Raw genomic sequence first — 19,775 nt, forward strand, 5'->3', positions numbered from 1 at the left:
CCGCTGCCATGCGCGCAGCGGCGGCCACGACGCAGCCATTGAGACGCCAGCGCCCTACACTGGGCGCATGCAACCTGAATTCCTCATCCTTGGCGGCCTGCTCTGCGCCGTCCTCGTCCTGCAGCTGGCCACCCTGCTGCGGCGTTCCCGTCATGACGGCCTGGAGCAGTCGCTTCGCGAGGAAGCGCGCATCGGCCGCAGCGAATTGCGCGAACAGCTGGAAGGGTTGGGTCGACAGCAGGACGCGCGCCTGGAAAGTTTCGCGCGCGCGCTGACCGACCTGTCCACCCGTACTGACCAGCGCCTGGACCTGCTGCGCGACGCGCTCAACGACGACGCGCGCAAGGCCCGCGAGGAAAGCACCGGCGCGCAGCAGCGCCTGGGCGACTCACTCGGGCAGCGCCTGCAGGACCTGATCCAGCGCAATGAACAGCGCATCGGCGAAATGCGCGGCACGCTGGAGCAGCAGCTGCAGACCCTGCAGCGCGACAACGCCGAAAAGCTCGACCAGATGCGCGTCACCGTCGACGAAAAACTGCAGAGCACGCTGGAAGCGCGCCTGGGTGCCTCGTTCCAGCTGGTCTCGGACCGTCTGGAGCAGGTGCAGCGCGGCCTCGGCGAAATGCAGCAGCTGGCCACGGGCGTGGGTGATCTCAAGCGCGTGCTGACCAACGTCAAGAACCGCGGCAGCTGGGGCGAAGTGCAGCTGGAGAACATCCTCGAGCAGACCCTCACCCAGGAGCAGTACGCGCGTGGCGTGAAAGTGCGCCCGGACAGCGGCGAAATGGTCGACATCGCCGTGCGCCTGCCCGGCCGCAGTCCGGATGACGTGCCGGTGTGGCTGCCGATCGATTCCAAGTTCCCCAGCGAGGACTACGAGCGCCTGCTGGATGCACAGGAACAAGGCGACGTCGACGGTGTGCGCCAGCAGGGCGCACAGCTGGAACGCGCGATCCGCATCCAGGCCAAGTCGATCAGCGACAAGTACATCGTGCCGCCGCACACCACCGACTTCGCGGTGATGTTCCTGCCGACCGAAGGCCTGTATGCCGAAGTCATCCGTCGCCCCGGTCTGGTCGACCTGCTGCAGCGCGAACATCGCGTGGTGGTGGCCGGCCCGACCACGGTGACGGCATTGCTCAACAGCCTGCAGATGGGCTTCCGCACGCTGGCGATCGAACAGCGTTCCAGCGAGGTGTGGGTGCTGCTGGGTGCGGTGAAGAGTGAGTTCGGCAAGTTCGCCGGCATTCTGGAAAAGGCCGAGAAGCAGATCAGCACGGTCGGCCGCAGCCTCGGCGAAGCCAGCCGCAAGACCCGCACCATCGAGCGCCGCCTGCGCGGGGTGGAGTCGCTGGGCGGCGAGCAGACCCGGCAGCTGCTCGGCGACATCGGGCTGGACGCTGGCGATGAAGAAGAAGCGGACACCGACACCGAATAAGGTGTCGCGATGCATGGGGGTGACCTACCATCGGGTTTCTCCCAATGGAAAGCCCCCGATGCGCTTAACCCTGATCCTGTCCGCGCTGTTGATGTTGGCTGGTTGCGCCACCACCGCCCCGGACACCACTGCATCCAGCAGTGACAATGCCCCGGTGCCCGCGTTGGGCGGGGCGGCCGATGCCGCCGCTGCCGAAGCGGACTGCGCCGCGGTCGGCGGCCAGTTGATGCCGCTCGGTCGCCTGCAACGCCTGCAGTGCGTGGTGCCGTACGCCGATGCCGGCAAGAGCTGCCGCACCAAGTCCGACTGCAGCGGGCAGTGCCTGGCCAGCGGCGATACCGAGCTGGCAGCGGGTAGCGCGGCCACCGGTGTGTGCCAGCGCGACATCAGCCAGAACTTTGGTTGCCGTCAGCGCATCGATGGCGGGTTGGCGCAGGGTACGATCTGCGTCGATTGATTCAATCCAGTTTTCACCCTCTGCAATGAGAGATCCATGAGCCAGACCGTCTACGACATTCCCGTCACCACCATCGAAGGCCAGCCGTCGTCGCTGGCCGACTACCGCGGCAAGGTGCTGCTGGTGGTCAACGTCGCCTCCAAGTGCGGCCTGACCCCGCAGTACGAAGGCCTGCAGGCGCTGTACGCCGACAAGCAGGCCGCCGGCCTGGAAGTGCTGGGTTTCCCGGCCAACAACTTCCTCGGCCAGGAGCCGGGCACGGAAGCGGACATCCAGCAGTTCTGCCAGCTGGAGTACAACGTCGGCTTCCCGATGTTCGCCAAGATCAGCGTGGCCGGTGATGACATCCACCCGCTGTACGCGCAGCTGACCCAGGCCCAGCCGAGCGCCACCGGCGAAGGCCCGATGCGCGAGAAGCTGCAGGGTGCGGTCGCCAAGTTCCCCGACCTGGTGGTCAACCCGGCCCCGGGCGTGCTGTGGAACTTCGAGAAGTTCCTGATCGGCCGCGACGGTCAGGTCATCGCCCGCTTCGCCCCGGACGTGCCGGCCGACGACGCCCGCCTCGTGGCGGCCATCGACGCCGCGCTGGCAGCCTGATAAAAAAAACCCCGCCTCGGCGGGGTTTTTCATCGGTGGCTCAGTTACCCCAGTTGGGCATCGGCATCGCATCGACCGGAATCGGGTCGGTGTCTTCTGCATCGCGGCCGCGGCGGTGCTTGCCGCGCAGGTCGTTCTCGATCTGGTAGTTGCGGCGCTGCAGCCAGGCATCGCGGGTCAGCGCGTACTCGTCCACGGCGCTGTCGCGGATGTCATCCAGCGCCATCAACTGCGCACGCATGTCGACCAGCTGCAGACCCTGCAGCGGAATGCGCACCTTGTCCTCCTCGATGGTGCGGATCGGCGAGAGCGGAATATCGCCGGCCAGACCGAACACATCGCGCACGGTACGCGGGCCGAAGAACGGCAGTTCCACGTAACGCGAGTTGCGCCAGCCCCAGGCTCCCAAGGTCTGCCCGAAGTCCTCGCTGCGGCGCGGCACGCCACCGGCGCTGGCCGGATCGAACAGGCCGCCGATACCGACGGTCGAGTTGATCAGGAAGCGGCCGAGGCTGTCCCAGGCATCGCCCGGCCGGCCCTGCAGCAGCTGGTTGGTGATGGTGACCGGGGCGCGCAGGTTGCTGAAGAAGTTGGTCACGCCGGTGCGGGCGAAGCGCGGCACCACCTTGGTATAGGCGGTGGCCAGCGGACGCGCCACGGCGCGGTCGACCACGTCATTGAAGGCGTGCACGCGGCGGTTGAAGCCTTCCCACGGATCGTAGGACGGCTGCGCACTGTTGCTGCCGTCAGCGCTGGGAGCCGGACCGCCGTACAACGCGGCGAAGTCGTCTTCAGCAGCAGTGGGCGCGGCGTCGCCCGTCGCCTCGGTGGTCGGCGGCGCAACGTCGCTGGCAACAACCGGAGCATCGGCCACGGTGTCTGCCTGCGCGGCGGCGGGAGGCGGGGCGTCAGTGACTACCGCTGCGTCAGCCGGCGGGGTCGAATCCACCGCCACGCTGGCGGGTGCGCTGTCACGCGCAGGCTTGGCCGCGCAGGCACTGAGCAGCGCCACCAGCAGCAGAAGGGAAAGAGTGCGTACGACGTTCATGTCAGCTCGCGGCAGAAAGGGCATTGAAATCAAGGGAAGCGTCCAGCCGGTAAGCGGCGCTCAGTTCGGTGAATCCCGGCGGGGTGCCGTGCAGGGCCAGCGTACGCCCGGCGGCGCGCGCGCGCGCCACCAGTTCGGCCAGCAGCGCCAGCCCGGCGCTGTCCACGCCGGTCACCGCCCCCAGGTCGAGCTCGCTTACCGCGGCAGGCAGCGCCTGCAGCTGCGGCCACAGCGCCACCACGGCCGCACGGTCGAGCGCGCCGCTCAGGCGGGCGCGCGAACCGTCCAGCTGCAGTGCGCCGTTACTTGCCATTGCCAGCCGGTCCGGCCTGCATGCTGCCGGCGCGCAGGTCGGCGGCGACCTGCTTGATGCCCTTCTGGCGCAGCGGGGCGTCGAACTGGGTGCGGAAGGTCTGCACGTAGGAGATGCCTTCGATGTTCACGTCGAAGATCTTCCACTGGCCGTTGACCTGGCGCATCAGGTATTCAACCGGGGTCGACTCGCTGCCGGAACGGACCAGTTCGGTGGCCACGCGCATGCCACGGCCATTCGGCAGCGCGGTCTCGCTCTTGGCACGGAAGCTGGGCTTGCCCTGGATGGTGAGCAGGGCCGAGCCGTAACGCTGCATGAGGTTGTCGGCCATGGCGTCGGCGAACAGCTTCACGTCGGCGTCAGAGGCACCGCGGGCGTTGGCACCCAGCACCAGGCGCGCGGCGTAGTCGCGGTCGAAGGTGCGGTTGAGTTCGCTGTCGATGTAGGTGCGCAGCGCGCCCGGGTCCTTGTTGAACTCGGCCTTGCGGGTCTGCAGGGTATTCAGGATGCGCGAGCTGGCGTCCAGCACGACCTTGGTGGCTTGACCCTGCTGCGCGGTGGCGGCAGCCGGAGCGGCTTGGGCCAGGGCGAGCGACGGGGTGGCGGCCAGCAGGGCCGAAGCGAGCAGCGCGGGGATCAGTTTGTGGGTCATTTCTGCGGTTCCGTTGCCGGCGCGTCCGCACCGGGAGCTTCCTGGGAAGCGGCACCGGTATTGCCCGAGCCGCTGAACATGTACTTGCCAACCATCTGGATCAGGTCCACGGCCGGCTGGGTGAAGACGATCTCGTCGCCGGGCTTGAGCACGTCCGGGTCGCCGCCCGGCTGCAGTCCGATATAGCTCTCACCGAGCAAACCGCTGGTGAATATGCCGGCGGAGGTGTCGGCCGGCAGGTCCTTGAACTTGCCGTCCAGCTTCAGGGTGACGATGGAATCGAAGCGGGTCGGGTCCAGTTCGATGTTGCCGACCTGGCCGACCACGACGCCGCCGATCTTCACCGGAGCCTGCTTGCGCAGCTGCCCGATCTGGGTGAAGCGCGCCTTCAGTTCATAGCCGTCGCTGCCGAAGCCCCAGCGCTGGTTGGTGGACGCCACCGCCAGCACCAGCAGCGAGGCCAGCGCCAGCAGCAGGAACGCGCCGACGGAAAATTCGAGTCTGGGACCGCGGATGGCCATGGAATGTCTCACCGTTGTTTGTCAGGTGCCTGGCGGACCAGGCGGGTATCAAGGGGGTACAGAGCCAATCAGCGGAACAGCATGGCCGACAGCACGAAGTTGAACATCAGCACCAGCAGCGAGGCGTTCACCACCGCGCGGGTGGTGGCCACCGAGGTACCTTCGATGGTGGGTTCCGCGTGGAAGCCCACATAGGAAGCCACCAGCGCGGCGGTGCCGCCGAAGATCGCCGACTTCAGCATGGCGACGCCGAAGTCGTCCCAGAAGTCCACGCTGTTGCTCAGCGCCGACCAGAACACGCCATTGTCCAGGCCCAGCACGTGCACGGCTTCAAAGTAGCTGGCGCTGATCGCCAGCGAGCAGAAGATGCCGGTCAGCAGCGGCACGGTCAGCACGGCGGCCCAGAAGCGCGGGGCCACGGCCTTGGCGATCGGGTCGATGGCCATCAGCTCCAGCGCCTTGATCTGGTCGGTGGCGCGCATCAGGCCGAGTTCGGCGGCGATGGAGCTGCCGGCGCGGCCGATGAACAGCAGCGCGGTCAGCACCGGGGCCAGCTCGCGGTACAGCGAAAGCCCCAGCAGCGTGGACAGCGCATCGGCGGCACCAAACGTGGTCAGCGTGCGGTAGCCCTGCAGGGTCAGCACCAGGCCGACGAAGGCTCCGCCCACGGCGATGATCGGCAGCGAACGCGCGCCGATCTTGTAGATCTCGCGGGTCAGCTCGGCCAGGAAGTCGGCGCTGGGCAGCGAGCCGCGCAGCACGGTCAGCGAGAACAGTCCGGCGCGGCCCAGCGAGCGGGTGGCTTCAACAAACGGCATCAGGCCACCTTCGCGCGAGGCGCGGCATCGAATGGAATGGGACCGTCCGGCTGGCCATGCAGGAACTGGCGCAGCAGCGGGTCGTCGCTGGCCTCCAGTGCGGCCGGAGTGCCCTGGAAGACCACACCGCCATTGGCGATGGCGATCACCTGGTCGCAGATCGGCAAGGTTTCATGCACATGGTGGCTGACGATGATGCTGGTCAGTCCCAGGCTGTGATTGAGGCGCTGGATCAGGCTCATGATCACGCCGCTGGCGATCGGGTCGAGCCCGGTCAGCGGTTCGTCGTAAATCATCAGCGGCGGGTCCAGGGCCAGCGCACGGGCCAGCGCCACGCGCCGCGCCATGCCACCGGACAGCTCGCGCGGCCACGCATCGGCCGCGGCCAGCAGACCCACCGCATGCAGCTTCATGTCCACCAGCCGGCGCAGCACCGGCATCGGCAGGCGCGTGTGGGTGCGCAGCGGCAGTGCCACGTTCTCAGCGACGGTCAGATCGGTCAGCAGGCCGTTGCCCTGCAGCAGCACGCCCACGCTGCGGCGCATGTCGCGCAGCGCGCTGCTGCCGGTGGGAATCGGCTGCCCGAACAGGGTGATCGACCCCGCCGCCGGGCGCAGTTCGCCGGTCAGCGCCGCCAGCAGCGTGGACTTGCCGCTGCCTGACGGACCCAGCACGGCGGTGATGCTGCCGCGCGGCACCGACAGCGAAACGTCGCGCAGGATCGCGCGACCGCCGCGCTCGATGCGCACGTCATTCAACTGCACCAATGGATCGTGGGAAGCCGTCATGGACGCCATTAACAATTTTCCAACGTTCTAAGATCGTAGGGGGCGGCTGAACATAACCGAACTGGACCGTGCAGTATTCTCGCATGGCAATGTCGTGGAACGGTCGGTCCAATCCCGCCACCCCGTGGAACAATCCGGCACACTGTGCGCAATGAGCGACCCCGCTGCCGACTTCCGGCTGTATCACTCCAATTCCCTTGATGTGCTGGCGGCCCTGCTGGCGCGACACGTGCGCGCGCCCGTGCCCGGGCAGTCGCTGCTGGAACCGGAGGTGATCCTCATCCCGCAGGTGGCGATGCGACGCTGGCTGCACTCCACGTTGGCCGCTGAGTTTGGTGTGGCCGCCAACCTGGAATTCCTGACCCCCGGTGAGTTCGTCGCCCGTGCCTTGAATGCCAATGTCGACGGTGAAGCGGACGACCTGGACGCGGCCGGGATGCGCTGGCGCCTGTATCAGGCATTGCGCGATCCCGACCTGCTGGCCCAGCCGCCCCTGCGCGCGCTGCGTGCGTATCTGTCCGGTCCCGATCCGCTGCTGCCCTGGGCCCTCGCCGGTGAGCTGGCCAGCGTCTTCGAGAAGTACCAGGCGTGGCGTCGCGATTGGCTCCTCCGCTGGGAATCCGGGGCGGATCCGGCCGATCCGCAGGCCATCCTGTGGCGGGCGGTGGCGCAGGGACATTCCTATCGCGCGCGTCGGATCCAGGCCTATCTGGACCGGTTCGAAGGCCCCGGTCGACCGCTGCCGCAGGGTTTGCCGCGTCGCCTGTCGGCCTTTGCCACTCTGAACATCTCGCCGGACGTGCTGCGGGTCATGGCGACCCAGGCACGCGTAGGCGAACTGCATTTCTATCTGCCCACGCCGACCCAGGCGTACTGGGGCGACCTGCAGACCCTGGCCGAAAAACTGCGCAGCGGTGCGCCGGATCCGTTCGGGGAATCCGCCGGCGAGAATCGCCTGCTCCAGGCCTGGGGCGCGGCCGGCCGCGATTTCATGGCGGTGCTGGGCAGCTACGAAGTGGTGCATCCGTCCGGCGAGATCGCCGCCTACGCCGATCCCGAGGACGACGCGCGCGCCACTCTCGATCAGGGCGGGCTGGCCGACAGCCTGCTGCACCGTCTGCAGCGCGACCTGTTCCATCGCCGCGGCACGCCGTCGGGCGATCTTCTGGCCGCACTGCGCACCGACGACCCCAGCCTGCAGGTACATGCCTGCCACACCCGCCTGCGCGAACTGCAGGTGCTGCATGACCAGCTGCGCGCGCTGCTGCAGGACACCCGCTTCGACCCACCGCTGCAGGCCCGCGACATCGCCGTGCTGGCACCGGACATCGACCCGTACGTGCCGTATCTGGAAGCGGTGTTCGGTGGTCGCAGCGGTGACCTGGAGCACATCCCCTACGCGCTGGCGGACACCAGCCCGCTGGCCGGTGAGCCGCTGGCCGATGTGTTTGTGCATCTGCTGGCGCTGCCGGTGTCCCGCTTCGGCCTCAATGAAGTGCTGGATCTGCTGGCCAGCGCGCCGCTGGCCGAAGCTTCTGGCCTGGACAGCGCCGCCTTCGAGCGCCTGCACGACTGGCTGCTGGCAGCAGGCGCACGTTGGGGGCTGAACGCCGCGCATCGTGAGCGCCACCAGGCACCGGCCGACGATGCATTCACCTGGCAGTTCGCGCTGGACCGCCTGCTGCTCGGGCACGCCAGTGGCGATGAAGGTGACATTGCCGGCGTGGCCCCGTGGCCGGAGCTGGAAGGCAGCGCGCTGGAGGCGCTGGACCGTTTGATCCGCCTGCTGCGGGTGCTGGCGCTCAGCCAGCAGCGCCTGGCTGAAGCACTCACCCCGACACACTGGCGACAGCGCCTGCTGGGCCTGCTCGATGCACTGCTGCCGCTGCCGCCTGCGACCGCACAGGGGCAACGCGCGCTGGAGCGCCTGCGCAAGCTGGTCAACCAGTTCGCCGACGAAGCCGCCAGCGCGGGATTCGACGCCCCCGTCCCGCCCGACGTGATCCGTGCGCACTTCACCGGCGTGCTCGGCGAAGCCGACACGCGCGCGCCGCTGCTGACCGGCGGCATCAGCTTTGGCCGCATGGTGCCGATGCGGCTGCTGCCGTTCCGGGTGATCTGCGTACTCGGGTTGAACGATGGCGATTTCCCGCGGCGCGACCCGGCTGCCGGGCTCAACCAGCTCACCGCCGAGCTGGACACCCCGCGCCGTCGTCCCGGCGACCGCTCCACCCGCGAGGACGACCGCTTCCTGTTCCTGCAGCTGTTCGCTGCCGCGCAGGATGTGTTCTACCTGAGTTATCTGGGCGCGGACCCGCGCGACGGCAGCGTGCGCGAACCGTCGGTGCTGGTCAGTGAGCTGATCGACGCGGCGGCGGCGTACCACGCCGACCCGGTCACGGCCACGCGCGACTTCACCGTGCAGCACGCGTTGCAGCCGTTCTCGCCGGCTGCCTTCGGCGGCGGCGACGAACCTCGCCGCTTCAGCTACCAGCGCGCCTGGCACCCCGCCGCGCAGCAGTCAGGCGTCAGCCGCCATCTGCCGCCGGCGTGGTTCGACGGCGCCTTGCCGACACCGGCGGAGGCGGCCGCCGAAGACACCCTGTCACTGGACGCACTGCGCCGCATGCTGGTCGATCCGGCCGGGCAGTTCCTGTCGCAGGCACTGGGGTTGCGTCTGCCGGATCCATTGGAGGACGTCGACGATGTCGAACCGCTGGTGATCGCCGGGCGCGGCCTTGAGCAGCGCACCCTGCAGCTGGCGGTCATCAACGCCACGCTGCAGGGCGACACTGCGCCACTGTACCCGCGACTGCGCGCGCGTGGCCTTGTCCCCTCCGGTGCGCTCGGCGAACGCCAGTTCGCCGCTGTGCAGGCCCAGTCGCAACCCTACGCGGAGGCCTTGGCGCAGTGGCTGCAGGGCATGCCGCTGGAAAGCCGACGCTACGAGATTCAGATCGACGGGCTGACCTTGTTCGGCCGCGTCAATGATCGCCATCCACACGGACTGGTGCGCCTGCGCGCCGGCACCCTCAATGGACCGGCCGCGATCCGTCACGGACTGGACTGGCTGCTGGCCAATGCGGCCGGCGATCGCTTGCCGCTGGTGCAGTTCCACGATGCCGGTGACGACGGGTTGGGTCCGCATGTGGTGCCGCCACCGGAACCGGCGCAGGCGCGCGCCGCGCTGTCGGCGCTGCTGCGACTGCGTGCGCGCGGGCTGCGCGAACCGCTGCCGTACGGCCCCTACACCGGTTGGGCGGTGTTCAATGCGCCGGCTGCCAAGCGCCATGTCGAGGGAGCAAAGCAGTGGCACGGCAGCGACCGCAGCTGGGGCGAGGGCAGCGGCGAGGCTTACCAGCTGGCGCTGCGCGGGCAGTCGCTGTTCAACGACGATGCGCGCTATGCGGAGCTGCTGCAGATCAGCTTCACCGTGTTCCAGGCGGTGCGCCAGGCGCAGGTGTTCCAGGGTTTCGGCAGCGAGGACGCCGCATGATCCCGGCCGATGACCCCTACCTGACCCTCCCGCTGGACGGCGTGCAGCTGATCGAGGCCAGCGCCGGCACCGGCAAGACCTTTACCCTGGCCACGCTGTTCACCCGGCTGGTGGTGGAGCGTGGCCTGCGCATTGGCCAGATTCTGGCGGTGACCTTCACCGACGCGGCCACACAGGAGCTGCGCAAGCGCATCCGCGAGCGCCTGGCGCTGGCCGCGCGGCTGGTCGAACAGCCCGTCGCGGCTGACGAAAGCCCGGACGTCAGCCTGACCCGCGCCATTCTGCAGCGACACCTGGACAGTGGCAGCGAGCGCCCGGCGGCACTCACGCGCCGTCTTCAGATCGCGGCCGACGAGATCGACCTGGCCTCGATCTTCACCATCCATGGCTTCTGCACCCGCGTACTGCGCGAGTACGCGCTGGAGAGCGGACAGACCTTCGAACCGCCGGAACTGATTCCTGGCGAGCGCGTGTTGTACGAGGAACTGGCGGCCGACCTGTGGCGGGTGCATGCCAATGATCCGGCCACCCTCGACGCGCTGCTGCGACTGTGGAAAACCCCCGAAGCACTGGCGGCGGACCTGCCCGCGCTGCGCGCGCCGCTGCCGTTGTTCCCGCCCGTGGCTTCAGCGCCGCTCGCTGATCCGACGGTGCCGTTGCAGGAAGCGGCACGCCGGCTGGGTGACGCGATCACCGCGCATGTCGAGGCGGCGCAGACCGCGATCGACGCGGCGTTCGAGCGCAAGGTGTTTGATGGTCGGCGCGCCAAGCGCCCCAGTTTCGACAAGGCCTTCAACGAGCTGCTGGCTGGTCGTGCCACGCTGACGTGGGCGCGGGGCGAAAAAACCCATCTGGGCAAGCTGCTGCCAGAGGCATTGCGGGAGTACTGCAAGGACGGCCAGCAGGCGCAGTGCCCGAGCTCGCCGCTGTTCGATGCATTGGCGCAGTGGTGGCATGCCGCCGATGCACACGACGCCTGGTTGCGCGAACAGGCGGTGCGTCTGCTGCACGCCCTGCGCGGGCAGGCGCGCGGGCGTCTGGAGGAACTGAAGCGGCAGCGTCGTGTGCAGACCTACGACGATCTGATTGACGGGGTGGCGCGTGCGCTGGAGGGACCCGACCGTCAGACCCTCGTCAGCCAGCTGCGTGCGCAGTACCGCATCGCGCTGGTTGACGAGTTCCAGGACACGGATGACCGCCAGTGGGGCATCTTCAAGACCGTCTTCGGCCACAGCGCGGAGACGCGCGAAGCCGGACTCACGCCGGCATTGTTCCTGATCGGCGACCCCAAGCAGGCCATCTATGGCTTCCGCGGCGGCGATATCCACACCTATCTCAGCGCCAAGCGCGTGGCGACCGCCGCGCCGGCGCTGAACCGCAACTTCCGCTCGCGCCCGGCAGTGCTGCGCGCGGTGCAGGCGCTGTACGACCACGCCGGCGAGCGGGCCTTTGCGGGAGCCGACATCGCCTTTGAGCCGGTGCTGCCGGGCAGTCTGCGCAGCGATGACGATTACCAGAGGGACGGCGTGGCCGCCCCGGGTCTGACCCTGCGCGTGCTGCACAGCGACGATGGCAAGCCGCTCAACGCCGATCCCTCGCGCCAGCAGGCCACCGAAGCCTGTGTGGCCGCCATCCATGCCGTGCTCAGCGAGGCGCGCGCGGGCCGCGCGCTGCTGCGCGGACGCGCGGTGCAGGCCGGCGACATCGCGGTGCTGGTTCGCCGGCACAGTGAGGCCACGCGCATCCAGCAGGCGCTGGCGGCCGTGGGCATTCCGGCCGTAGCGGCGGGCAAGCAAAGCCTTTACGCCACCGCCGAGGCGCGCGAACTGCGCGTGCTCCTGTTGGCCCTGCTGCAGCCGGCCGACGAAGGTCGCCTGCGTGCGGCACTGTCCACGGTCCTGCTGGGCCGCTCCGCGGCGCAGATCGCCGCCATGGAGCGCGAGGGAGACCTGCAACGCGACATGCAGGCGCAGCTGCTGCACTGGCGCGAACGCTGGCAGCGCGGCGGCCCGTTCGCGGTCGTGGCCGACGTCTGCGCCGCACAGGCCGAGCGCCTGCTGGCGCTGATCGACGGCGAACGGCGGCTCACCAACTACCTGCAGCTGGCGGAGCTGCTGCAGGAAGCGTCCACCCGCGCGCTGGGCATGCACGGTCTGCTGGACTGGCTGCAGGTGCAGATGGCACACGCCGACCAGGACGACGAACAGCAGCTGCTGCGGCTGGAATCGGACGCGCGCCGGGTGCAGATCGTCACCCTGCACAAGAGCAAGGGTCTGGAGTATCCGCTGGTGTTCCTGCCCTTCGTGGGCATCGACGGTGGCGCGCACAACAGTGATGGCCACTGCACCGTGCACACGCCGCACGGCCGCGAGCTGCACTGGAAGCTGGACAAGGATGCGAGCTGGGAGGCGGTCAGTGCGCTGCGTGAGCATGAGCAGCGCGCCGAGGACGCGCGCCTGCTCTACGTTGGCCTGACCCGCGCCGAGCACGCCGTGTGGATCGCCTGCGGCGGCCTCGCCGGGCTGGCGCGAACGCCGCTGCACCCGTTGCTGACCCCATTGGATGCGCTGCACGCCAACCCCGATATCGCCATCGACGACACCCCGCTGCCGCCGCGCCCGGCGCAGCTGCCGGCGGAACGCGAAGGCGCGCTGCCGCCGGTGCGCGCGGTCACCCGGCGGGTCCCGCACGACTGGTGGGTCTACAGCTTCACCCAGCTGGCCCAGGCCGATGCCGGCGGCGAGGATGACACCGACGCGGCGGCCACCGAAGCGCCGGCAGCGGCAGCCGACGAACCGGCCGGTGGCGAGTTGCCGCTGGAGCCGGCGGTACCGGCCGACGAGGCCATCGTGGACCTCCCCGACCCGCGCTTCATGGGCAGCCGCTTCGGCAATGTGCTGCACCATGCGCTGGAGAACACCGACTTCGCGGCCTGGGCCGACTGGCAGCCCGGCGCTGACGCGCCGGAAGGACAGGACGCCGCGCTGCGCGCCTCGCTGCGCACGGAAGGCTATGCCGACGAAGACCTGGACGAGGGCGTGGCGGTGCTGGTGCCGCTGGTGGGTCACACGCTCACCGTGACACTGCCCGAGGGCGGTGCGCTGCACAGCCTGGCCGCCGCCCAGCGCCGGGCGGAAATCGAGTTCCATTTCGCGCTGCAGCCCACGGCGGTGAGCGACCTGCTGGAGGTGCTGCACGCGCACGGCGTGGTGCGCGAGCGCCGCAGCTTCGGCCTGCGGCGACGGCTGGAAGGGCTGATGACCGGCAAGATCGACCTTACCTACGTGCGTGACGGCCGCTGGTACGTCCTGGACTACAAGTCCAACCGCCTGCCGGGCTACAGCGCGGGGCTGCTGGAGGTCGCGATGCGGCATAGCGAGTACGACCTGCAGGCGCTGGTATACACGGTGGCCCTGCACCGCTGGCTGCGGTTCCGGTTGGGCGACGGGTATGACTACGCGCGTGACATGGGCGGTATCCGCTACCTGTTCTGCCGGGGCCTGGCCGTGCCCGGCGAAGGCGTCTACAGCCGCCGCTTCGACCCGGCGCTGGTGGATGCGCTGGACGCGCTGTTTGCCGGTGGACCTGCGCAACAGGCGGTACTGGCCGCGCGCGCGCGGGGAGAGAACGCATGAGCCTGCTCACGACCCTGCACCGCAGCGGTGCGCTGCGTACCCTGGACCACGCCTTGGCGCAGAGTCTGCGCCGGCTGCGCCCGGACACTCCCGAAACGGTGCAGCTGGCCGCGGCCCTGGCGTCGCTGGCGGTCTCGCAGGGCCACGCCGGTTTCGATCCGGCCCAGCCCCAGCGCCTGCTGGAGGCCGCGGGTGCGGACTGGCCGGGAGCGGCAGCGTGGCTGCAGCACCTGCGCCAGTCACCCTGGGTGGATACGCCTGCGCACGATGTCGCCGCCGCGGCCGACGCGCCGCTGGTTCTGGAACACGGACTGCTCTATCTGCGCCGCTACCGTGAGTACGAGCGTCGCCTTGCGCAGGGGCTGCAGCGGATTGCCAGCGCACCGTTGGGCACGGACGATCCCGCCGCACTGGCACCGCTGTTCGCGCGATTGTTTCCGGATGCACACACCGGTCAGGACCATCAGGCGCGCGCGGCGGCCGTAGCGCTGCGACATCCGTTGGTGCTGGTCACGGGCGGACCGGGTACCGGCAAGACCACCACCATCGCCCGCGTGCTCGCGCTGTTGACCGCGCAGGCCTTGCAGGCAGGTCAGCCTGCACCGCAGGTCGCGCTCGCCGCCCCCACCGGGCGCGCTGCCGAACGCATGGCCGAGAGTCTGCGCGCCGCCGTGACCCCGCTGCGCGCGTTGGGCGTGGATGATGCCGTCTGCGATGCGCTGCCGGTCAGCGGCTCCACCCTGCACCGGTTGCTGGGGGTGATTCCCGATTCACCGCGCTTCCGCCATCACGCCGACAACCCGCTGCCTTACGACGTCGTCGTGGTCGACGAAGCGTCGATGATCGACCTGCCGCTGATGACCAAACTGGTGGACGCCATCGGCAGTGGCACCCGCCTGCTGTTGCTGGGCGACCCCGACCAGTTGCCTTCGGTGGAAGCGGGCGATGTGCTCAGCGCGATCCTGGCCGCCAGTGGCGATGGCCTCGGTGTGCAGGCCGACGATGCTGAAGCGCTCCGACCGCTGCTGGCATCGGTGAACCTGGCCCCGGAGCAACCGTCGCGCCCGTTCCGGGGGCGGCGTGTGCAGCTGCAGCGGGGCTATCGGCAAAGCGACGCGCTGGACCTGGCTCCACTCGCCGCAGCAGTGCGCCAGGGCGACGCGGACAGCGCGTTGGCGCTGTTGCGCAGCGACGATCTGGCCGGTGTGCACTTCCATGAGGACCAGCTCGATCCGCTGGAGCAGCACCGTGACGTACTGCTGAGCCACTGGCGCGCGCTGGGCGAGGCCGCCGACCCGGACCAGGCGCTGGCCCTGGCAGGCCGCCTGCGTCTGCTTACCGCATTGCGTGAAGGTCCGCAGGGCGCACGCGGTCTCAATGAGCGCATCGAAGCCTGGTTGGCCGGCACGACGCGGGCCGGTTCCGGCCCGCGCTACTTCCACGGCCGCCTGCTGCTGGTCACCGAGAACAGTTACCGGCATCGACTGTTCAACGGCGACATCGGCATCTGCCTGCGCGACGGCACGGGCGCGGTGATGGCCTGGTTCCCCGGCGATGGCCCCGGGCAGCCACGTGCCTTCCATCCGGCGGCGCTGCCGGCACATGAAAGCGCCTTCGCCATGACCGTGCACAAGGCCCAGGGCTCGGAGTTCGAGTCCGTCTGGCTGCAGCTGCCCCGCCGTGATACGCGGGTGCTGTCGCGCGAGCTGATCTATACCGGCATGACCCGCGCGCGACATTCGCTGCACGTGCTGGGCGGTGAAGACGTGTTTCGCGCGGCCCTGGCGCGACACGCCAGCCGCCTGTCCGGGTTGTCGGCGCGGCTGGGGGGCGGCAGGCAACCGGAAACGGCTGCCGCCGAGCACGAGGTCCCGGCCGGACCGACCCAGGGTGATCTGTTCTGAATACGCGGGTGTGCGGCGCGATGCGCGCATGCATTTCCTGCATGATGTGTTCGGCATCTCTGTTGTGTAGTGAGATGCATCACAGTTGCAGCGTGTCGCGCGCACGAGGGCGGTCGCGCCTGATCCAGTAATACGCAGACGCGGCCGATACGAACACCGCGCTGCAACGATCCGACAAATGTCTGCAACGCATCGCCAACCCTGTGCACGGCACTGAGGGTACACCGGTATGCGTGCTGCGGCGTCGCATTCGACCACTCCGCCGTAGGGGATCCCCCGCTGTCGTCATGCGTCCATGCGTGTTCCGTCCATCTTCACAACGGAGCCTTCGGTCGGTGACGTGGCATTCACCAGAAGGAGGCGGCTCGGTTATGGATGTACTGGAACGCGGTTTGGAACTCATCCCTCATCCATTGGGGGGACTGCCCGGTGTCGGTGCGCTCAGCCGGGACGGCGACGGTCGCCTGCTGGCCTGGAGCCTGGCGGTGCTCGACCACATGCGCCACTGCAGTTGTCAGAGCTGCGTCGACGACGTCGCCGACACCGCATGGGAAGGCCTGCTCGCACGCAGCCGCATCCGACCGCATGGGACGGCGGCGGCACGGCTGGTGGATCGCGCGCGGGCCTGGATCGAGCATCACGCCGACGAGGAAGACCTGTCGGTGGACCGGCTCGCCGCAGCGCTCAACATGTCGCGCACCAGCCTGCATCGGAAGCTGGTCGCCAGCATTGGTCACCCGCCCGGCGAGCTGATCCGCACGGTGCGTCTGCAGCTCGCGCAACGGCTGCTGCGTGAAGGCGAAGGCAATGTCTCGGACGTGGCCTATGCGGTCGGCTTTGTCAGCCTGTCCGGCTTCAGCCGTGCCTACCGCCATCACTACGGCGAACCGCCGTCGAGCCTGCGTGCAACGCGCGGATAACACCGCGCAACACCGAGCCGCACACCGCACCGGCGTGACGGCTATCAATAACACCGTGGACCACGACCCGGAGCGAGGGCGAAATGAGCGGCACGATGTCATTCCACACTTTGATCGAAGCGCTGGCAGGGGCCGTCATCGAGGCCCAGGACAGCATCGAGATGCACCAGATTTCGCACCTGCGCGACTACTTCGATGAAGACAACCGGCCCAGAAGCGTCACCATCCGCATGCCCTCGCTGCACCCCCAGGCCGAGGAAGGCGATGAGGACCTCTACCGCGCGCCGCTGTTGCCGCTGGTCTCCACCAACAACCTGCGCATCCGGGAGGTGGAGATCAGCTTCAACGCGGACCTGGCGGAGCTGGGGGCCGAGGATCCGTTCCCGCCTGCGTCGGGCGCGACGGAAGCCTGGGAGTCGCCGCGGCCGGCGGCGCGAGCAGTAGGACTGGATACCGGCCGCGGCAAGGGCGTGGGCAACGTACACGTGCAGTTGCGCGTGGAAGGATCCGAGCCGACTGATGGTGCGGCACGGCTGATGAACCACCTGGCCCAGAGCCAGGGGGTGTTCAAGACCATCAAAGCGACGTGATTCCCGCAGTACCTGCACTGATCCATCCATCCACAGGAGTGAATTGTCATGCCCGATGAACTCGTCAATATCTCCAGTCAGTTCAAGGGACTTCCGATGAGCGACCTCATCGGCGGCCCGCTGACTGCCGCCTGCGACTCGCAGATCAAACTGGCCCAGGCCACCGCCAACTTCATCCGCGCGGTCGGCTTCCTGCCGCCGACCGATCCCAACAACACCGACCCCAACGCGGTCGGCGACACCCGCACGGCGCTGTTCCGCTTCAAGCGGCCGGTCGACAACCTGGATCCGGCCACCAAGGACACCCAGCCGTTCGCCGAAGAGGAAGTCGAGCTGGAAGTTCCGCTGCTGGCCATCGTCAAGGTGCCCAACCTGAGCATCTACACCGTGGATGTGAACTTCGAGATGGAGGTGAAGTCGTCGTTCACCTCCAAGGAAAGCCAGGACTACTCGGCGAGCATGCAGTCGGAGATGAAGTTCGGCTGGGGGCTGTTCTCGGCCAAGGTCAATCTCCAGGGCTCGGTCGCTTCGCACAAGGAGAACACCCGCACCTCGGACAACTCGGCCAAGTACACCGTGGCCGTGCATGCCGAGGACAAGGGCATGCCGGAAGGCCTGGCGCGCGTGCTGGACATCCTGCAGACCGCCGCAGCCCCGCGCAAGGTGGGGGCTCCGGTGCCGGTTCCGGCGTGATTGGTGCCATCCCGGGTCACCACCCGTGACCCGTCGCGTCGTCACGACGCGGCGGGTTCGTCATGTGCAGCGCAGGGAAGACGACCATGTTCGATCTCAATGACGTGAAGTACGTGAAGCGCATCGTGGTAGGCAGCAACAACCCGACCCAGATGCTCACCGATGACGACCTGGCCCAGGCCCAGGCGTTGTTGAACCGCTGTCTGAGCGACACACCGAAGGGTTCCATCCTCGGCATTGAACGCAGTTTCACCATCCTGCAGATCGGTGAGCACCAGGTGGTGCTGCAGTGGCTGGCCTATCACGTGGGCTTCCCGCGCCGGCCGGTCTGGATGACCGACTGAGCGCGCGGTGATGGCCGACCATGCGCTCGATGATCTGATCCACACGCTGGCCCACGCGTTGTTGCAGGCCCGCAGGTACGGCAGGCACGAGCATCTGCAGCGTGTGCAGGCCCGCCTGGGCAGCGGCCAGACCCTCGCGGTCAGCACCTATGTGGATGGCCAGTGGCAGACCCAGGACGTGCCATTGGCCGAACTGGTGGTCCCGCACGGACTGCTGGGCAGCCGGCTCGAGGTCCGCATCGACTGCTGCGTGGAAGAACCCGACGAAGGCAGCGACGCCCCGTGGGGGCTGATGCTGTGCCCGTGCGAGGCCCCTGGCGAGCACCTGCTGACCCTCCGTCTGGAAGGAGCCGATCCGCTGCGTGGGGAGCTGTTGCTGGATGGTCAGCGCCTGCGTCGCTTCAGCATCGGCGGTGATCCACCCGGAACAGCCGAGGAGACCTGACATGCCGCGTTCCCCGCGCCTGCGCCTGCAACTGAACGATGCCGATGCCCGCCAGGTGCGCCAATGGCTGGCTCCGGAACTGGAACAGCGGCGTGCGCAACGCGCCGCTGCGCGCGCGCGCCAGCAGCAGCGACAACGGCGAACCCTGCTGCTGGCGCTGTGGGTGCTGGTGTTCGCCGTGCTGCTGTTGTCCCGCTATCTGTGAGTTGAAACCTTTCTTTGGAGATTCCCGATGAAGACACCGCTTGCCTGGCGTGGCTGGGCCCTGTTGACCGTGCTGGCCCCGGCAGTGGCCGCCGCGCAATCCTCCACGCCGTCGTCGTCCACCGCCAAAGCGGCGGCTGCGCCGGCCGTGCGCCCGCTCTGGATCGGCGTGGAGCGCGTCAACGGACGGCCCTCGCCGTTGCGCGTGGTCGCACAGCCCGGCAAGGACGGCGTGCAGCTCGCCTTTGGCCCGCCGCGCCCGTGCCGGGTCACCGCGCGCCCGACCGCGCAGACCGACGGCGTGCAACGCTACGACCTCATCGACAGCAGCGGCGGCCGTTGTGACCGCTGGACTCCCGGTGTGGCGGTCCTGCGCACCGAGGGCGACACCGCGCAGCTGGAGCTGCGGGCCGGCGGGCTGCAGTGGGTGCAGCCGTTGTGGGCGGCAGGCAAGGTACCGGAAGAGGTGGCCATGGACGCGACGCTGAGCGGCCGCTGGACCAGTGTCGTCCACACCGCCGGTGGCGTGGACCTCGACCTGTCCCTGCGCCTGCAGGGCCGTGAGCCTGGCGACGAAGGCAGCGAACTGGTCTATGGCAGCCCGCGCAATTGCCGTGTGCCGCTGCGCTACGAGGGCCGCAACGATGCCGGCACCTGGTTTGCGGTGCTGCCGGGAAATGGCGGTGCCTTCTGCGATGCGCTGGTGGATCGCTGGCTGGTGATCAGCCTCCGCGCCGAGGCGGCCAGCCTGAGGATCGACGCGGCACCGGACAGCAAGGCCATCAACGAGTGCGTGCCCAACTGCAGCCTGGGTCGGTCCGAGCGCTGATAGCCGGGGTTCCACAGCGCCCGCGCTCCACCGGGAGCGCGGGCGCGCGGGGTTTTAACAATTCGTGTTTTCCCCCCTGCTTT

The 19,775-nt window shown here is 68.7% G+C and carries 19 protein-coding genes; 13 read left to right on the forward strand and 6 right to left on the reverse strand.

The features are described from left to right. The first annotated feature begins 67 nt into the window (after positions 1-67). From QMX83_RS12525 to QMX83_RS12535, 3 genes are read left to right on the forward strand one after another with little or no spacing between them, the layout of a single operon-like run. Entirely contained in the window at positions 68-1,438 is a 1,371-nt protein-coding gene (locus QMX83_RS12525) for a DNA recombination protein RmuC (protein ID WP_282296990.1), read from the forward strand. Between the two features lie 58 nt (positions 1,439-1,496). Next, positions 1,497-1,895, forward strand: coding sequence for a hypothetical protein (locus QMX83_RS12530; protein ID WP_282296973.1), 399 nt, complete (start codon positions 1,497-1,499; stop codon positions 1,893-1,895). Between the two features lie 36 nt (positions 1,896-1,931). Continuing rightward, positions 1,932-2,492 (forward strand): glutathione peroxidase, encoded by a 561-nt coding sequence (locus QMX83_RS12535; protein ID WP_282296974.1) that lies wholly within the window; start codon positions 1,932-1,934, stop codon positions 2,490-2,492. Positions 2,493-2,532: 40 nt separating this feature from the next. Here the strand turns inward: QMX83_RS12535 and QMX83_RS12540 are convergent, their stop codons facing one another. The 6 genes from QMX83_RS12540 to QMX83_RS12565 all read right to left on the reverse strand — a co-directional run bounded on the left by QMX83_RS12540 (position 2,533) and on the right by QMX83_RS12565 (position 6,632). Beyond that, complete coding sequence (locus QMX83_RS12540) at positions 2,533-3,540, reverse strand: VacJ family lipoprotein (protein WP_282296975.1); 1,008 nt, start codon at positions 3,538-3,540, stop codon at positions 2,533-2,535. A gap of 1 nt (position 3,541) precedes the next feature. Continuing rightward, entirely contained in the window at positions 3,542-3,853 is a 312-nt protein-coding gene (locus QMX83_RS12545; protein ID WP_282296976.1) for an STAS domain-containing protein, read from the reverse strand. Next, positions 3,843-4,505, reverse strand: coding sequence for an ABC transporter substrate-binding protein (locus tag QMX83_RS12550; RefSeq protein WP_282296977.1), 663 nt, complete (start codon positions 4,503-4,505; stop codon positions 3,843-3,845). Before QMX83_RS12550 ends, QMX83_RS12545 begins: the two co-directional genes overlap by 11 nt. After that, the gene (gene mlaD, locus QMX83_RS12555; protein ID WP_282296978.1) at positions 4,502-5,026 is read right to left on the reverse strand and encodes an outer membrane lipid asymmetry maintenance protein MlaD; all 525 of its coding nucleotides are present in this window, start codon (positions 5,024-5,026) and stop codon (positions 4,502-4,504) included. The genes QMX83_RS12550 and mlaD overlap by 4 nt, the downstream gene beginning before the upstream one ends. 68 nt (positions 5,027-5,094) lie before the next feature. Further along, positions 5,095-5,844 carry an MlaE family lipid ABC transporter permease subunit gene (locus QMX83_RS12560; RefSeq protein ID WP_125361957.1) on the reverse strand — a complete coding sequence of 250 codons (750 nt, stop codon included), beginning with the start codon at positions 5,842-5,844 and terminating at the stop codon, positions 5,095-5,097. Continuing rightward, positions 5,844-6,632 carry an ABC transporter ATP-binding protein gene (locus QMX83_RS12565; RefSeq protein WP_282296979.1) on the reverse strand — a complete coding sequence of 263 codons (789 nt, stop codon included), beginning with the start codon at positions 6,630-6,632 and terminating at the stop codon, positions 5,844-5,846. The genes QMX83_RS12560 and QMX83_RS12565 overlap by 1 nt, the downstream gene beginning before the upstream one ends. 151 nt (positions 6,633-6,783) lie before the next feature. Here QMX83_RS12565 and recC point away from each other — a divergent pair, with 151 nt between their 5' ends. The 10 genes from recC (at position 6,784) to QMX83_RS12615 (ending at position 19,692) form a co-directional block, all read left to right on the forward strand. Continuing rightward, entirely contained in the window at positions 6,784-10,128 is a 3,345-nt protein-coding gene (recC, locus tag QMX83_RS12570) for an exodeoxyribonuclease V subunit gamma (RefSeq protein WP_282296980.1), read from the forward strand. Continuing rightward, positions 10,125-13,763: an exodeoxyribonuclease V subunit beta gene (recB, locus tag QMX83_RS12575; protein ID WP_282296981.1), complete on the forward strand. Its 3,639-nt coding sequence runs from the start codon at positions 10,125-10,127 to the stop codon at positions 13,761-13,763. The genes recC and recB overlap by 4 nt, the downstream gene beginning before the upstream one ends. Next, a complete protein-coding gene (gene recD, locus QMX83_RS12580; RefSeq protein WP_282296982.1) occupies positions 13,760-15,667 on the forward strand; it encodes an exodeoxyribonuclease V subunit alpha in 1,908 nt (635 codons plus the stop codon). Before recB ends, recD begins: the two co-directional genes overlap by 4 nt. 392 nt (positions 15,668-16,059) lie before the next feature. Next, positions 16,060-16,587 carry a helix-turn-helix transcriptional regulator gene (locus QMX83_RS12585; RefSeq protein WP_282296983.1) on the forward strand — a complete coding sequence of 176 codons (528 nt, stop codon included), beginning with the start codon at positions 16,060-16,062 and terminating at the stop codon, positions 16,585-16,587. Positions 16,588-16,682: 95 nt separating this feature from the next. Continuing rightward, a complete protein-coding gene (locus QMX83_RS12590) occupies positions 16,683-17,177 on the forward strand; it encodes a DUF2589 domain-containing protein (protein WP_282296984.1) in 495 nt (164 codons plus the stop codon). 48 nt (positions 17,178-17,225) lie between these two features. Next, on the forward strand, positions 17,226-17,870 hold the full coding sequence (locus QMX83_RS12595) for a DUF2589 domain-containing protein (protein WP_282296985.1): 645 nt from the start codon (positions 17,226-17,228) through the stop codon (positions 17,868-17,870). 86 nt (positions 17,871-17,956) lie between these two features. Then, positions 17,957-18,214: a hypothetical protein gene (locus QMX83_RS12600; protein WP_282296986.1), complete on the forward strand. Its 258-nt coding sequence runs from the start codon at positions 17,957-17,959 to the stop codon at positions 18,212-18,214. Between the two features lie 10 nt (positions 18,215-18,224). Continuing rightward, positions 18,225-18,659, forward strand: coding sequence for a hypothetical protein (locus QMX83_RS12605; RefSeq protein ID WP_282296987.1), 435 nt, complete (start codon positions 18,225-18,227; stop codon positions 18,657-18,659). A 1-nt stretch (position 18,660) separates the two neighbouring features. Then, complete coding sequence (locus QMX83_RS12610; RefSeq protein ID WP_282296988.1) at positions 18,661-18,864, forward strand: hypothetical protein; 204 nt, start codon at positions 18,661-18,663, stop codon at positions 18,862-18,864. A 27-nt stretch (positions 18,865-18,891) separates the two neighbouring features. Further along, positions 18,892-19,692: a hypothetical protein gene (locus QMX83_RS12615; RefSeq protein WP_282296989.1), complete on the forward strand. Its 801-nt coding sequence runs from the start codon at positions 18,892-18,894 to the stop codon at positions 19,690-19,692. Positions 19,693-19,775 lie beyond the last annotated feature (83 nt).

Source organism: Stenotrophomonas sp. PS02289 (assembly GCF_029960115.1).
In the GTDB taxonomy this organism is placed as follows: domain Bacteria; phylum Pseudomonadota; class Gammaproteobacteria; order Xanthomonadales; family Xanthomonadaceae; genus Stenotrophomonas.

Coding starts and splice junctions, on each gene's coding strand:
- QMX83_RS12525 (WP_282296990.1), top strand. CDS start 68: ATGCAACCTGAATTCCTCATCCTTGGCGGCCTGCTCTGCGCCGTCCTC.
- QMX83_RS12530 (WP_282296973.1), top strand. CDS start 1,497: ATGCGCTTAACCCTGATCCTGTCCGCGCTGTTGATGTTGGCTGGTTGC.
- QMX83_RS12535 (WP_282296974.1), top strand. CDS start 1,932: ATGAGCCAGACCGTCTACGACATTCCCGTCACCACCATCGAAGGCCAG.
- QMX83_RS12540 (WP_282296975.1), bottom strand. CDS start 3,540: ATGAACGTCGTACGCACTCTTTCCCTTCTGCTGCTGGTGGCGCTGCTC.
- QMX83_RS12545 (WP_282296976.1), bottom strand. CDS start 3,853: ATGGCAAGTAACGGCGCACTGCAGCTGGACGGTTCGCGCGCCCGCCTG.
- QMX83_RS12550 (WP_282296977.1), bottom strand. CDS start 4,505: ATGACCCACAAACTGATCCCCGCGCTGCTCGCTTCGGCCCTGCTGGCC.
- mlaD (WP_282296978.1), bottom strand. CDS start 5,026: ATGGCCATCCGCGGTCCCAGACTCGAATTTTCCGTCGGCGCGTTCCTG.
- QMX83_RS12560 (WP_125361957.1), bottom strand. CDS start 5,844: ATGCCGTTTGTTGAAGCCACCCGCTCGCTGGGCCGCGCCGGACTGTTC.
- QMX83_RS12565 (WP_282296979.1), bottom strand. CDS start 6,632: ATGACGGCTTCCCACGATCCATTGGTGCAGTTGAATGACGTGCGCATC.
- recC (WP_282296980.1), top strand. CDS start 6,784: ATGAGCGACCCCGCTGCCGACTTCCGGCTGTATCACTCCAATTCCCTT.
- recB (WP_282296981.1), top strand. CDS start 10,125: ATGATCCCGGCCGATGACCCCTACCTGACCCTCCCGCTGGACGGCGTG.
- recD (WP_282296982.1), top strand. CDS start 13,760: ATGAGCCTGCTCACGACCCTGCACCGCAGCGGTGCGCTGCGTACCCTG.
- QMX83_RS12590 (WP_282296984.1), top strand. CDS start 16,683: ATGTCATTCCACACTTTGATCGAAGCGCTGGCAGGGGCCGTCATCGAG.
- QMX83_RS12595 (WP_282296985.1), top strand. CDS start 17,226: ATGCCCGATGAACTCGTCAATATCTCCAGTCAGTTCAAGGGACTTCCG.
- QMX83_RS12600 (WP_282296986.1), top strand. CDS start 17,957: ATGTTCGATCTCAATGACGTGAAGTACGTGAAGCGCATCGTGGTAGGC.
- QMX83_RS12605 (WP_282296987.1), top strand. CDS start 18,225: ATGGCCGACCATGCGCTCGATGATCTGATCCACACGCTGGCCCACGCG.
- QMX83_RS12610 (WP_282296988.1), top strand. CDS start 18,661: ATGCCGCGTTCCCCGCGCCTGCGCCTGCAACTGAACGATGCCGATGCC.
- QMX83_RS12615 (WP_282296989.1), top strand. CDS start 18,892: ATGAAGACACCGCTTGCCTGGCGTGGCTGGGCCCTGTTGACCGTGCTG.